Source organism: Secundilactobacillus paracollinoides (assembly GCF_001702155.1).
In the GTDB taxonomy this organism is placed as follows: domain Bacteria; phylum Bacillota; class Bacilli; order Lactobacillales; family Lactobacillaceae; genus Secundilactobacillus; species Secundilactobacillus paracollinoides.
In genome coordinates this window covers 1800285-1814063 of the sequence record NZ_CP014912.1, presented here as the reverse complement: position 1 = coordinate 1814063, position 13779 = coordinate 1800285, and the positions used below count along the sequence as shown (strand labels likewise).

The window sequence follows — 13779 nt, the reverse complement described above, 5'->3', positions numbered from 1 at the left end:
TCTAAGTTTTGTGTTATAAGCGGTTCGAAAGGTTCTAACTTTCTTCGCAACCTAGCCGAAACGCGCTCCGCCCTCAAAACACCTTGCTCCGCGCTCTTACGCCCTCACAGCAACAAAGATTCGCACCACCGGCCCCTGAATCAACGGCGTCTGCAATGCCGTTGGGATCGTGCTCTCAAAGAAGTGCTCGCCCAGTGCCAAGTGGTTATCAGCCGCATAATCCAATAGCCGCTGATACCCCACTTCTAAAGGCTGATCAGCGTGGTGGTACAGCAATAAGAATCTGCCTGCTGCCCGCGTGTGTTTCGCTAACGCGCTGTTACCACCAATCAGTGGCGTATACACTCCTGTTAACCGATCTAAACTATGATCCGTCACATCGCTTCGTGGACGAATTTTTCCCACAATGAGCGTCGCTACGGGAACGTCTAAGCCAGCAGTCAGCGTTTGAAGATGTGCCTGAATCAGTGCTGACTCTGACTTTGTCTCACTTGTAACAGGGGTCAGCAGCATGTCCTGCGGTGCTCGGTTCACGAGTGTCACCTGGTCAGGCACTGCCCGGTTGGCCGTCTCATTTGCGGTAATCAGTTCACTGACCTGTTCCTGACCAGCTGTCAGGCGTTCAATTTGGCGATTCAATAATTTTTGTTGCTGGTGTAGTAAGCTGGAAAAGTCGGTTGTCTGGGACATCATTGTTTTGATATCTGTTTCGGCAACACCCAGTTCTTGCAGTGACTGCAGTGTCAGCCATGCGTTTACCTGTGACAGACCATACCAGCGATGGCCGTTATTTTCCCGTTTAACGGGAACAAACAAGCCCCGCTCATCCGCCCAATCTAGTTGGTGACGGTCAATTTTCAGCATTGCCGCAAACTGTCCCGCCGTTAATAATACATCTTCCATTTTTAAGTCATTCCTTGATTTCATCATTTATGGCCCAATCGTGTTTGACAGGGCTCTTCTGCTCTTCTATTATCAATTCATAAGCAATTTTTACGAAAGGAACATCGTTATGAAACGATTGCTATCTGTGCTGGGGGTCCTTGGACTCACTCTGCTGGTGCTCACCGGCTGTCACCCAAGCACCCAGTCAGCCACCAAATCTGATAACAAAGGCGTCATGTTGCACAACCAAAACGTGACCATTGTGCAACAAACACCACCGGACACCGTTGACATTTCTAAAGTGACGAGTTTTTCAAAGCTCCGCAGTTCAACTGAGGGCTTGTTTCGTCAGGGTAAAAACGGTCATCTGGTTGCCGGCCTCGCCAGTAAGACGCAGGTCAGCCATAACAGTACCATTTACGATTTCACGATTCGCCAAAACGCCCGCTGGTCCAATGGTCAGCCGATAACTGCCCAGGATTTTGTGTACTCCTGGAAACGAACGATTGCGAAATCGACCCACTCGGTCAATGCCAACTTATTTGCCGGCATTAAAAACGCCACTGCGATTCGTCGCGGGCAGCTTCCCGCCAGCAAACTTGGTGTCACAGCGGTGTCCGCTCATCATTTGCGGGTTACTCTGGATCACCCGATTGCGTATTTTAAGACCCTTCTAGCTTACCCTTATTCGCCCCGCAAAGCAAAACTGAGGTGCAAAGATATGGCACTCGGTATGGCAAAAGAGCCAGCACCCAGCTGTACAGTGGGCCGTTTAAGCTCGTCAAATGGCGGTCAAATTGCAAGACCCGTGTGTTGGCACCTAACCCCTACTACTGGGATAAGCGCCACGTGTACCTCCACCGGTTAACCATCACCACCGCGACGTCGTTAAAAACCGACCTGAAAAATTACCGGGCCGGTAAGCTGGACGAGGTTCAGTTGTTTGATAATCAAATCACTGAAAATAAAAATCAGCCCGACTACCTCGTTCGTCCATTTTCATCCATGCGGTTTATCTCTTACAATTTTAAGACCACCAATAAAACGGCCGACCAGCTGATCAACAATCAGGACGCGCGGTTAGCCATCTCCCACGCCATTAACCGAAAAACGCTGATCAACAACGCCCTCAAAAATGCCTCGTTAGCACCAAAGGGACTGGTGACTGCGGGGCTGAGCAAGAACGTTAAAACAAAGGCCGACTTTGCTGACCAGCAAGCTGCGCAAAGCACCGTTAAAGGGAACACTGCGCTGGCCAAGAAGGAGTGGCAACAAGCTCAGCAAACACTGCATCTGTCCCATTACAGCCTGACCCTGACCGTTGCGAACGACTGGGCCAGCAAACGAGTCGCTACTAACATTAAACACCAGTTAGAAACAAAACTAAACCATTTTGACGTAAAAATCCGGACCGTCCGGACCAGTACAGCAAATCGGCTGGCATTGAACGGCCAGTACCAATTACTACTGAGCAGCTGGGGTGCCGACTATCCGGACCCACTATCCTTCCTGCAGATCATGACAGCCAACAGCCGGTTCAACTACGGCAGCTGGCAAAATAAAGCCTATAATAACCTGATTATCAAAATCAGTAACAATCCGACTGGCAATCAACTCAATCGTTGGCAAGAAATGTTGGATGCAGAAAAACTGCTGATGACAAACCAGGCGGTCACGCCCCTGTACCAGCAGGCGGACTCCTACTTGTCGAATCCTAAGTTGAATGGGGTTGTTTATAATATTAGTGGGGTGGTTGCGGATTATAAGAGTGCGTATTTGGTGAAGTAGAGGGTGGAAGAAAGCGGTTAGAAGGTGGAGCACAAGCTAACTCTGACAGAAATTCCCGGTCTTGGAATTTGTGTCAGAGTTGGCTTGTGTGCAACCTTCTGCTTTCTGGAACCCGTTTCGGCTCGAGGACAGAGAACCACACCGCAATGCTGAGCAGAACTTGTTTCCCTACAGTTGACTTACACTTAACTATTTGTTTTTCGAAATTCAATTTTGGAAGCGTAACTAAAAAAAGACATCTCCCCAACAGGACAGATGTCTTTTTTGTCGATCAATTTATTCACCATCATCAGCATTAGAAGCCGCAACTCCTGCGGTCTCTTCAGCATCTTCAACGTCAGAAGCGTCCCCCTCAGCCCGCACAACAGCCAAGAACTCATCGCCATACTTCTCCAGCTTATTAGCGCCGATCCCCTTAACGTTCAGCATATCATCAAGGGTCTGCGGCATCTGCGCACACATATCACGCAACGTTTTATCCGAGAAAATAACAAACGGTGGCACCCCTTGTTTTTCAGCAAATTCACGTCTAAGAACACGCAACTTTTCAAACAGCTCGCTGTTAACTGGCAAGGTGTGGTCGACCTTAACAGCTTCCTTGCGAAAGACCTGGGTCTCACCCTTCAACACGTCAACGCCAGCGGGGGTCAGTTTCAAAACGGGATACTGCCCGCCCTCCGCTGCGAGGTAGCCGGAAGCCGTCAAAAAATCGATTAGATCCGCAATGGCCTTTTGTTTACGATTCTTCATCAGACCATAAGTGGATAAACTCTGAAAATGAAATTGCTTGATACGCTGGTTAGACGACCCAGCAAGCACCTGAGCCACCAGACTTTTACCAAATCGTTCATTCATCCGTTTCACACACGACAGCACCTTTTGTGTATCCACGGTAATGTCCTGACTTTCACGCGTATCCAGACAGTTGCTGCACTGCCCGCAATCATCGCAGGTTTCGCCAAAGTAGCCCAAAATGTATTTCTGCAAACATTCCGGCGTGTTGGCATACTGGGTCATCGCCTGAAGTTTTTCGTACTCACGCTGTTTATTCTGCTCATCACGCTCAGATTGGTCGATCAGGAACTGTTGAATCTGAACGTCAGCCAGTTTGAACAATAGGATTGCTTCACTAGGTAATCCATCCCGACCAGCACGGCCAGCTTCTTGGTAACACGATTCCAGACTACCCGGCACCTGAGCGTGGATCACAAACCGGACGTTACTCTTGTCAATCCCCATCCCAAAGGCGTTCGTGGCCACCATCACCGGCGTACGATCGTACAGAAAATCATCTTGGTTTTCACGCCGCTGGTTCTTGGTCAGACCGCCGTGGTACATGGTTGCGGCCACCTTGTGATGTTGCAGCAACTTTGTCAGGCGTTCAACTTCCTTACGCGTTGAGGCGTAAACGATGCCAGATTGGTCAGCATTGGTTTTTAAATAATCGATCAAAAACGCGTCAATGTCTTGGTCTTTAACCACTTTAAACGACAAATTGGGACGCGCAAACCCCGTTTTGACCTCCGCATCCAACTGTAGCCGGTCCATGATATCTTTGGCGACCTTCGGCGTGGCCGTGGCGGTCAAAGCCACGATAGTTGGGTTGGATGGCAGTTGTTGAATCGTCGCCGTCAAGTTCAGATAACTTGGGCGAAAATCGTGTCCCCACTGTGAAATACAGTGGGCCTCATCAATGGCGACCAGTTCAACTGGTAATTCTGCCAACCGGTCAAAATAACCTGAATCGAGCCGTTCCGGCGACACATAGAGCAGCTTTATTCGGCCATCCTGCGCTTGGTCAAAACGGTCATTGATTTCTCCGTACGTCAGCGAGCTGTTAATAAACGTCGCCGGGATGCCGTTTTCATTGAGTGCATCCACCTGGTCCTTCATTAGCGAGATCAGCGGTGAGACCACCAGGGTGAGTCCATCCTGCAGCAATGCTGGAATCTGGTAACACAGCGATTTCCCGCCACCTGTCGGCATAATCGCCAGGACGTTCTCGTGGTTCATAATATGGTCGATCACGTCTCCCTGCCCCGGTCGAAACGTGTCATAACCAAACTGTTGTTTTAATATTTCCTGCGGCGTCATGGTGTCAATTCCCTTCTTTAAAATGATTAGTTCAATTCTATCAGATTTTGGCGTCGCCGGTTACCCGTATCAATAAAACACGACCACTTCAATGATGATCAGTACGATCCAAACGAACAGCGCATACATCAGATGTTTGCGAAACGACGTTAGGGTCACCGCATGGTCGTGATACTGCACACTCATCAGCAACGCGGTGATGCCCGCGTACCCCACTGCCACAATTAGCTCAAACACAATCAACAAAATCATTTGTTTCTCCCTCACTTCTTCTAACTACGTGGTTCGATTTGGAACTGTTTTTTTCTCTTGGTCGATTATACCAGAGAGAGATAATCAACGCCTAGCCAGTGGGGCGAAAATTGACAATAGCCTTATTTATTGTCTAAAAATTCTCAGATGATTTAAAGGGGTTCACTGTTATACGCAAAAAAGCCTTGGGACATTAAAATCCCAAAGCTTTTTTGGCTTTTACTTTTTGGACGGTTACAGTGCGCTGACTTTCTTGGCTTCGTAGCTGAAACGTGTTCCAGCAGGCAGAGGGCTACTGCATAAGCTAACCGCCTGCCTCCACACTCTACTTTGCAGAAATATACCCTTTAGCCTTTAAGAGTTCCGCGCACTCAACCGCACCACCGGCAGCGCCACGCGCCGTGTTATGCGACAGGCCGACGAACTTCCAATCGAAGATCTTGTCCTCGCGCAACCGGCCGATTGAGATGCCCATGCCGTGTTCAAAGTTCACGTCAAGGCTGACCTGTGGGCGGTCATCCTGCGTCATGTACTGGATAAACTGCTTTGGCGCGCTTGGCAAGCCGAGTTCTTGTGGTTCACCTGAGTAAGTTTCAAGCGCTTCAATCAAATCATCCTTAGTTGGGTTTTGCTTAAAGTTCACGAACGCTGCTGCCGTGTGCCCATACAGGACTGGTACTCGAAGACACTGGCTCGTGATCACCGTTCCTTCGTCAGGCACGATGGACTTCGTTGCAGCGTCCACGTTCCCCCAGATTTTAAGCGGTTCGCGTTCAGACTTTTCTTCCTCACCGGCAATGTAAGGAATCACGTTGCCGACCATTTCTGGCCAGTCCTTGAACGTCTTGCCAGCGCCGGAAATGGCTTGATAGGTCGTTGCGATAACCTGCGTTGGTTCAAACTTGCGCCAAGCAGAGAGTGCCGGCGTGTAGGATTGAATCGAACAGTTCGGCTTAACGGCAACGAAGCCGCGTTCCGTCCCCAACCGTTGACGTTGGTATGGAATGATATCAGCGTGTTGCGGGTTGATTTCTGGCACGATCATTGGCACATCAGGCGTCCACCGGTGCGCACTGTTATTGGAAACAACTGGAGTTTCCGTCTTCGCATATTGGTCTTCCAGGTTACGGGTGTCCGCCTTATCTAATTTGATGGCAGAGAACACGAAGTCGACTTGATCAGCGACTTCGTTGACCTTGCTGGCGTCCATCAAGACCATATTCTTCACGTTTTCTGGAATTGGCGTGTCCATCTTCCAGCGACCGTCAACAGCCTCACCGTACGTCTTGCCAGCGCTGTGGGCACTTGCAGCAACAACGGCAACTTCAAACCATGGGTGATCCGCTAAAATGGTGATGAATCGTTGTCCGACCATCCCCGTTGCACCAATCACACCAACCCTTAACTTATCACTCATATCTCATACCTCGTTTTGACTCTGACGACTGCTCAGAGAATTTGTTTGTCATATTGTTACAGGTTTTTGTTTTAAAATCAATCAACCTGACTTGTCGTTAGTGATGCCACGTAGTTCTTCAACCGTTTCATGGCTTCATGCAGGTTTTCATCTGAAGCGGCGTAGGAGAAGCGGATGTAGCCTTCGCCGCCAGCACCAAACGCACTGCCTGGTACGCCGCCGACCTTAGCTTCCTTCGCTAACGTTTCAGCAAAGCGCACATCGTCGGTTCCAAAGGCTTCAGGAATCTTGACGAATGCGTAAAACGCACCGGACGGCGTTGCCATGTCAAGACCCATATCCTTAATCGCAGCCTCAACGAAGTCACGCCGTTTCTGGTAAATTTTCCGCATGGCAACGGGATCATCCAACCCGTTGGTCAGCGCTTCAGTAGCTGCAGCCTGGGCGGGGTTCGACGGTGACGTCACCATGAAGGCGTGCATCTTCGTAGCGTTCGCCGTAAATTCTGCTGGTGCGGCAATGTAGCCCATCCGCCAGCCAGTCATGGCGTGCGATTTAGACAGACCGTTGATCAGGACGGTTCGCTCTGGCAGGATCTTGGCAATTGAAAAGTGATCGACACCATACGTCAATTCACAGTAGATCTCATCCGCAATAACGTACATGTGATGTTCGCGAATGACGTCTGCGAGCGCCTCAATCGTTTCCTCTGGGTATTCCACACCAGTTGGATTCCCCGGGTAGTTCAGCAGGACCGCTTTGACGGCGGGACCCTCCTTCTTTAAAACGGCTTCCAAGCTCTCCGGCGTCAGGATAAACCCGTCCTTTGAGGTATCGACCATGATCAATTCTGCGCCAGCAATCGTCACCAGTGGGAAATACAGCGCAAACGCCGGCGTGGGAATAATGACCTTATCGCCCGGGTTCAGCATTGAGAGAAACGTTGCCGTAACGGCTTCGGTTGCCCCGACAGTCGCGATAATTTCTGTTTCTGGATCATAGTCTAAATTCTGACTTTTCTTCAGGTAACCGCTAATTGCGCGACGCAATTCAATGGTGCCTTTTTGTGCAGAATAGTGGGAATCATTGGCTTGAATACTTTTGATTGCAGCTTCTTTGACGTGTTCCGGCGTATTCATATCCGGTTCACCTAATGTTAATTTAATAATGTCGGGTACCGATGAAATTCGCAGGTCAAACTCGCGGATTCCCGATGGCCCAACTTGGTTCAGGCGTTCATTAACCTGTCCCGATAACTCACTCGCCAATTTTGGCATCACACATCCACCATCCTTAAGATATTGAGAACATTATAATTCAATTAGAGCATTTAGAGCAAGTTTAGTCATCGATAGAGACTATATTGCCGTAACATGTCTCGAACTGCCACTCCGTTGCGTCGCTCGGCCCTGCAGGCTGAAGTGGGTCGCTTTGGGGAGTTATTGAATGTCTTAGCAGAAATCCAAGGATCTCCTACGTCTCCCGTGGTCGTAACCGACTAAAGAACAGTCGCTAACGATCACCGACACCACAGCCTGCAATTCCGAACGACTCCACTACGCTACGATACTTATAGCAATCACCATATGAAATTATCACGCATAGTGGTGCTCACGAAAGCTTAACTTGCGCAATAGTGTCTAATTGTACACGTTGTGGCATGTACGACATGTTGAAAACCACTTCATTAACACATTATTGTTCAATCATCTTCATCATTTCACCATCATGCGCTAACACTAAGTTGCCTGAGAAAAACAACTTACCCTGGTGAAATCAGTAAAATTTTTGGTCAAAAAAAGCGAAAGACATCCAGTTCAAGGCGAATTGCGTGCTCTCGCTTTTTCTTGTTATTTTTGTTTAAAGCACGTTTTCCAACCCAATCACCAATTCAGAAAGCCCACTGACTTTGTCGATTGCGACTTTCACGCCGGTCATAAACGAGCTGCGGTCAAAAGAATCTTGGCGAATGGTCAGGGCTTCACCTGGGCCGCCAAAGAGGACCTGTTCGTGGGCGAGATAACCTGGCAACCGTACCGCGTGGATCCGAATACCGTTGTAATCGCCGCCGCGGACATTGGCTAACGTTTCAGTCTCGTTTTCGTTGCCCTGTTTGTGCGCCGGCCGAACTTCGTCGATCAACTTAGCAGTACTCAGCGCCGTTCCGGATGGAGCATCCGCCTTGTCACCGTGGTGCATTTCAATGATCTCAACGTCTGGGAAGTAGGCCGCAGCCTCCTTTGCAAACTTCATCAATAAGACCGCCGACATCCCAAAGTTTGGCGCGATAATGCCGCCCAGTCCCTTTTCTTTTGACAGTGCCTGCAGTTCAGTCTCCTGATCATCCGTTAAACCGGTCGTCCCGATTACCGGATGAATGCCGTGTTCAATGGCAAAGGTCGTGTCTGCGTATACCGCGCTTGGCAATGTAAAGTCGATCCAGATCTCAGCATCCGTCTCAATATCAGCTAGGCTGCTAAACACCGCAACGTTGGCGGGCAAGTCGTAGTCTGCAGGTGTCGTGGACGTTAATCCCGCCGCGAAAACAGCTGTGAGGACAAATCCATCACTCTCGTTGACCAAATTGACTGCCTTTTGTCCCATCGCGCCGGTAAATCCAGCAACTAACACTTTTGTGGTCATGGCTATACTCCTAACTCTTGCGAAACTTCGTGTAACAGTGCGTCCTGGTCAAGCCCTAAAGCAACGGCCAGTTCCCGCTTTTCAGGATCGTTCAATGGTAAAACGGGCATCCGGCTGCTGCCGACTTCGAAGCCCTGCGCATTTAAAACGGCCTTGACGGGTGACGGTGATGGGAACACGAATAAGGCGGCCATCTTTGGGGTTAGCTGACGTTGCAGTTGACCCGCTGTAGCAACGTCGCCTGATTCAATGGCATCATACATCTTGCGCATTTCAGCGCCGTAGATGTGGGCCGCTACGGAAATAACACCGGCACCGCCCACCGTCTTTGCAGCGAGGGCTTGTGCGTCTTCGCCAGAGTACACGCTGAACCCGGGCGCCGTGTGTTCAACCAGATATTCAATATCTTCAATTGACGTGCATTGCTTAACACCCGCAATGTTTGGATTCTTCGACAATTCGATAATGGTCTCATTTGCCATTGTCACACCAGTCCGCCCCGGAATATTGTAAATGATCAACGGCTTCTCGGACGCGTCCGCAACCGTGGTAAAGTGGGCGATCATCCCGCGTTGGTTTGGCTTGTTGTAGTAGGGCACAACGACCAACATGTAATCAACGCCGGCGATCTGGGAGACTTCGCGCGTTAATTCAGCAGTCTCGCGGGTATTGTTGCTGCCAGTACCGGCAATGACTGGACCGCGACCGTTTACGATTTGCGCAAAACGCGTGTAGAGGTCGATCTTTTCATCGTGGGTCAGCGTCGGCGTTTCGCCCGTGGTCCCGCCGATGACGAACCCGCGGCTGCCCGTCTCAAATAAGTGGTTCGTTAAGCGTTCCAGACTGGTGTAATCAATGTTATCGTTGCCGTCAAACGGGGTAATGATGGCGGTCATTAAATCGATGTTATTCAATGTAGTCATAGTCGTTCTCCTCTTTCTACTTTAACTGTCGGGTGCAAATTAGTCAGCCATTCGGGATTCTAGAAACCCTGTAATACCGGTGATGCCTTTTGCAATTGCAGATTCATCTGGGTTCAACGTGGCGGAATGCAACTGGGAGTCGTCTTCCACCCCGAGCCAGAACATGGTGCCAGGAATCTTCGATAATAGGTAGCCGAAGTCCTCACCGGTCATGGCGGGTTCCGTTTCAATAAAGGTGACGTCGTCGTTTTGCTTCATATACGTGATGAAACGACGGGTCAGTTCTGGGTCATTTTCTACTGGCAGGTACCCACCCTGGTTCAAGGTGACGGTCACCTGCGCATTGAAACTCTTTGCGATGCCGGCGCCGACTTCTTGCAGGCGCTGGTCGATTTTTTGAATCATCGTTTGGGTCAGGCCACGAATGGTGCCTTCAATGTGAGCGTGGCCGGCAATGACGTTGCGGATCGTGCCCGCTTCCATCTTGCCTAACGTGATCACGCCGCCTTCGATGGGATCAATACTGCGGGAAATGATGGTTTGCACTTGGCCGATCAGTTGCGCCGCAGCCACCACCATGTCGTTGGCATCTTGCGGGTAGGCCGCGTGGCCGCCCTTGCCTTCCAGGTCGATGTTGACCTCGGTGGTGCCGGCAAACAACGTCCCCATCCGACAGCCAATCGCGCCAGCAGGCAAATCAGGATTGTCGTGCAACCCATAAAATTCATCCGGCCGCCACTCGCCTTCGAACACGCCAAGTTCGTATGCCAATTTCCCGCCATTCTTACTTTCTTCAGCGGGTTGGAAAAAGAAGATCATGTTGTCAGTCGGCTGATGTTCTGAAAAATAACTCAGGACACCCAACGCAACCGTCATATGGATGTCATGGCCGCAAGCGTGCATGACACCGGGATTCTTTGACGCAAACGGTAAGCCTGTTTTTTCACTGACTGGCAGCGCATCAATGTCGGTGCGGTATCCTAAAGTGCGTTTAGGATGACTGCCAGCCACCCGTACTAACAGGGCAGTCGGCAGGTCCGCAATGTGTTTGACCGTCAAATGCGCCTGGTTAAAGCCACTGATGACTTTCTCCAAATAAGCTTCGGTTCGGACTTCATTGAGGGCTAACTCTGGCATGGCGTGCAGGTCACGCCGAATCTGAATGAGACTTTCTTCTGTTAGTACAGGCATGTAATCACAGCTTTCTTAAATCGTCTTCCAGGCCGGTCTTAGATTCGGTCTGGTCATCAACGTTCTTAATAAATTGAGCAGGAACCCCAGCAACCATCGTGTGCGGAGCAACGTCCTTCGTCACAACGGCGCCGGCCGCAACAACTGCACTTTCACCGACGTGGACGCCTTCGATCACAACAGCGTTTGCCCCGATCAACACGTTATCGTCAACGCGAACGGGCTGAGCGGAAGCGGGTTCCACGACCCCGGCAAGGACGGTTCCGGCACCAATGTGGGCGTGTTTGCCAACGATGGCCCGGCCACCAAGCACGGCGCCCATGTCGATCATTGTATCGGCCCCGATTTCAGCACCGATGTTGATGATCGCCCCCATCATGATGACGGCATTGTCGCCGATCAGCACTTGGTCACGGATGATGGCGCCAGGTTCGATACGCGCGTTGATTTCCTTCATATCTAATAATGGAACGGCGGAGTTACGCGTGTCATTTTCAATATCGTAGTCGGTGATCTGGGATTGGTTATCCTTTAAGAAGGGCTTGATGTCAGCCCAATCGCCGAATAACACACCCGTCCTTGTTTCCACGTACGCTTTGATGCTTGAGGGGACGGTCAGCTGGTCAAGGTCGCCTTTGATATAAACCTTCACCAGCGTCTTCTTGTCGGCGTTACCAATAAAATCAATAATTGCTTGTGCGTCTAGGGTTGCCATTTAAATACCTCTTTCTCAATTATAATAGGAATTTTTTTTAGTTTATTCAGGATCGTAGGATTGGTCTAACCGCGTCATATCAGCGTAAGACTCACGTTTAACAACAACCTGCGACTTGCCATTTTCGACAAACACAACGGCTGGCCGACCATTTCGGTTGTAGTTGGAGGCCATCGAGTAACCGTAAGCACCGGTATCCAACATGGCGAGCACGTCACCCGGCTTGGTGGCTGGCAGGTGTGCTTGGTCGATCAGGATATCGCCTGACTCACAGTACTTACCGGCCAGGTGCACCGTTTCGGTCGTCTTCGCGAACGGATCACTAGCCAAAACGGCTTCGTATTCCGCTTGATACAGCGCGGGACGGATGTTATCGCCCATGCCGCCGTCAACCGTCAGATACGAGGTCAGACCGTCAACATCCTTGCGTCCGCCCACTGTGTAAAGGGTGTAACCGGCAGGACCGGCAATTGAACGGCCCGGTTCGATCCAAACCGCTGGCATCGTTAATCCCTTATCGGCGGCACTTTGTTTGATTGTCTTGACGATGGCATCGACAAACGCTTCGGGTGCTAACGGATTGTCATCCTTGGTGTAGCGAATGCCGAAGCCGCCACCCACGTTGATTACCTGTGGTTGATACCCACACTTGGTGTGCCATTCGGCAGCAATGTCAACTAATTTTTCAGCTGCCATTTGGAAGCCGTTCAGTTCAAAAATTTGGGAACCGATGTGGGCGTGAATCCCGATCATGTTCATCCGCTTGTTCGCAAGCACCTGTTGCAAGGCCTTGTCTGCCAAGCCTGTTTTAAGGTCAAAGCCAAACTTGGAATCCTCCTGACCCGTTTGAATGTATTCGTGGGTGTGGGCGGAAATCCCTGGGGTGATGCGCATCATAACCTGAACGCTGGCATCGTGTTTCTCCAACACGTCACTGAGTTGCTCAATTTCATGGAAGTTATCCAGCACAATGGTACCGACGTGATTTTCAATGGCCATTTCAAGTTCATCATAGGACTTGTTGTTGCCATGGAAACTGATGTTAGCGGCCGGAAAGTGCGCTTGCAAGGCTGTGTAAAGTTCGCCGCCTGACACCACGTCGATGTGGGCGCCTTCTTGGTCGACCACTTGATACATGGCAATGGTTGCGAACGCCTTACTGGCATAGGTCACAGCGTAGTCGACGCCGTTGTCCTCAAACACGGATTTAAACCGGCGGATCTGGTCGCGAATCTTTGACACATCGTACACTGCTAACGGCGTTTGGTATTGCTGAGCTAATTTCAGTGCATCCACGCCGCCGATGGTTAAATGTCCTGCATCGTTAATCTGTTGGTTTGATACTTGTTCACTCATTCCTGTGACCTCCAAATAGTTTTTATCGTGGGCTGCGGCCAATTTGCATCAAAAAAAGGGCCCTTTTGTTTACGCTAAACAAAAGGACCCCAAAATAGTTCGATCACAAGATTCATTTGGTATCAGTTCGATAGCGCCCCGCGAGCACGTAGCTCGCGACAGTCCGTCATTTATTCAACAACGTCCCAGCTAACTGATAGCTGTATGCTATCAGCGCTTCGGCGACCGCCCCTTTAAGTTAGTGTCAACATCCATACAGAAACTCGACTAACCGACTCTTATTGGTCGCAACCTCTTCGATTTACTAAAGATATTATAATGATTCTTTCAGATAGTCAACCCCCTTTTAACCAATCTTTCACATTAAGCGCTTATATTTTGTCCAATATCCTTTGAAATCGCAAACCTTTTGGGTTTGTTTTCTATTGTCGCTTCACTCCACGGGGTGGCCCTGCTCCATGGTGTGGGTCGCTCCGGAGCTAACTTTCATTGCCCGCCCCTGGCGGTCAACGAAA

The 13779-nt window shown here is 50.1% G+C and carries 12 protein-coding genes and 1 riboswitch; of the genes, 2 read left to right on the top strand and 10 right to left on the bottom strand.

Annotated elements, in window-relative coordinates; translation table 11 throughout:
- Positions 1–96: 96 nt before the first annotated feature.
- On the bottom strand, positions 97–903 hold the full coding sequence (locus tag AYR61_RS07655; protein WP_054708116.1) for a MerR family transcriptional regulator: 807 nt from the start codon (positions 901–903) through the stop codon (positions 97–99).
- Between the two features lie 109 nt (positions 904–1012).
- On the opposite strand from AYR61_RS07655, the gene AYR61_RS15700 reads away from it, so the two are divergent.
- Positions 1013–1753, top strand: coding sequence for an ABC transporter substrate-binding protein (locus AYR61_RS15700; protein ID WP_083215522.1), 741 nt, complete (start codon positions 1013–1015; stop codon positions 1751–1753).
- On the top strand, positions 1642–2673 hold the full coding sequence (locus AYR61_RS15525) for an ABC transporter substrate-binding protein (protein ID WP_263850108.1): 1032 nt from the start codon (positions 1642–1644) through the stop codon (positions 2671–2673). The genes AYR61_RS15700 and AYR61_RS15525 overlap by 112 nt, the downstream gene beginning before the upstream one ends.
- A 276-nt stretch (positions 2674–2949) precedes the next feature.
- Here AYR61_RS15525 and recQ read toward each other — a convergent pair whose 3' ends face one another.
- The 9 genes from recQ to lysA all read right to left on the bottom strand — a co-directional run bounded on the left by recQ (position 2950) and on the right by lysA (position 13264).
- Entirely contained in the window at positions 2950–4767 is a 1818-nt protein-coding gene (gene recQ / locus AYR61_RS07645; RefSeq protein WP_065902473.1) for a DNA helicase RecQ, read from the bottom strand.
- Positions 4768–4836: 69 nt separating this feature from the next.
- Positions 4837–5019 (bottom strand): hypothetical protein, encoded by a 183-nt coding sequence (locus AYR61_RS07640; protein ID WP_054708107.1) that lies wholly within the window; start codon positions 5017–5019, stop codon positions 4837–4839.
- A gap of 325 nt (positions 5020–5344) precedes the next feature.
- A complete protein-coding gene (gene asd / locus AYR61_RS07635) occupies positions 5345–6436 on the bottom strand; it encodes an aspartate-semialdehyde dehydrogenase (protein ID WP_065902471.1) in 1092 nt (363 codons plus the stop codon).
- Positions 6437–6513: 77 nt separating this feature from the next.
- Entirely contained in the window at positions 6514–7713 is a 1200-nt protein-coding gene (locus AYR61_RS07630) for an aminotransferase class I/II-fold pyridoxal phosphate-dependent enzyme (protein WP_056987738.1), read from the bottom strand.
- A gap of 583 nt (positions 7714–8296) precedes the next feature.
- Positions 8297–9079, bottom strand: coding sequence for a 4-hydroxy-tetrahydrodipicolinate reductase (gene dapB, locus AYR61_RS07625; RefSeq protein WP_054708104.1), 783 nt, complete (start codon positions 9077–9079; stop codon positions 8297–8299).
- A gap of 2 nt (positions 9080–9081) precedes the next feature.
- Positions 9082–10002, bottom strand: coding sequence for a 4-hydroxy-tetrahydrodipicolinate synthase (gene dapA / locus AYR61_RS07620; RefSeq protein WP_065902470.1), 921 nt, complete (start codon positions 10000–10002; stop codon positions 9082–9084).
- Positions 10003–10041: 39 nt separating this feature from the next.
- Positions 10042–11193, bottom strand: coding sequence for an N-acetyldiaminopimelate deacetylase (locus tag AYR61_RS07615; RefSeq protein ID WP_065902469.1), 1152 nt, complete (start codon positions 11191–11193; stop codon positions 10042–10044).
- Positions 11194–11197: 4 nt separating this feature from the next.
- On the bottom strand, positions 11198–11908 hold the full coding sequence (gene dapD / locus AYR61_RS07610) for a 2,3,4,5-tetrahydropyridine-2,6-dicarboxylate N-acetyltransferase (protein ID WP_065902468.1): 711 nt from the start codon (positions 11906–11908) through the stop codon (positions 11198–11200).
- Between the two features lie 42 nt (positions 11909–11950).
- A complete protein-coding gene (lysA, locus tag AYR61_RS07605) occupies positions 11951–13264 on the bottom strand; it encodes a diaminopimelate decarboxylase (protein ID WP_065902465.1) in 1314 nt (437 codons plus the stop codon).
- Positions 13265–13387: 123 nt separating this feature from the next.
- A riboswitch (Lysine riboswitch) is annotated at positions 13388–13568 on the bottom strand.
- Between the last annotated feature and the right edge of the window lie 211 nt (positions 13569–13779).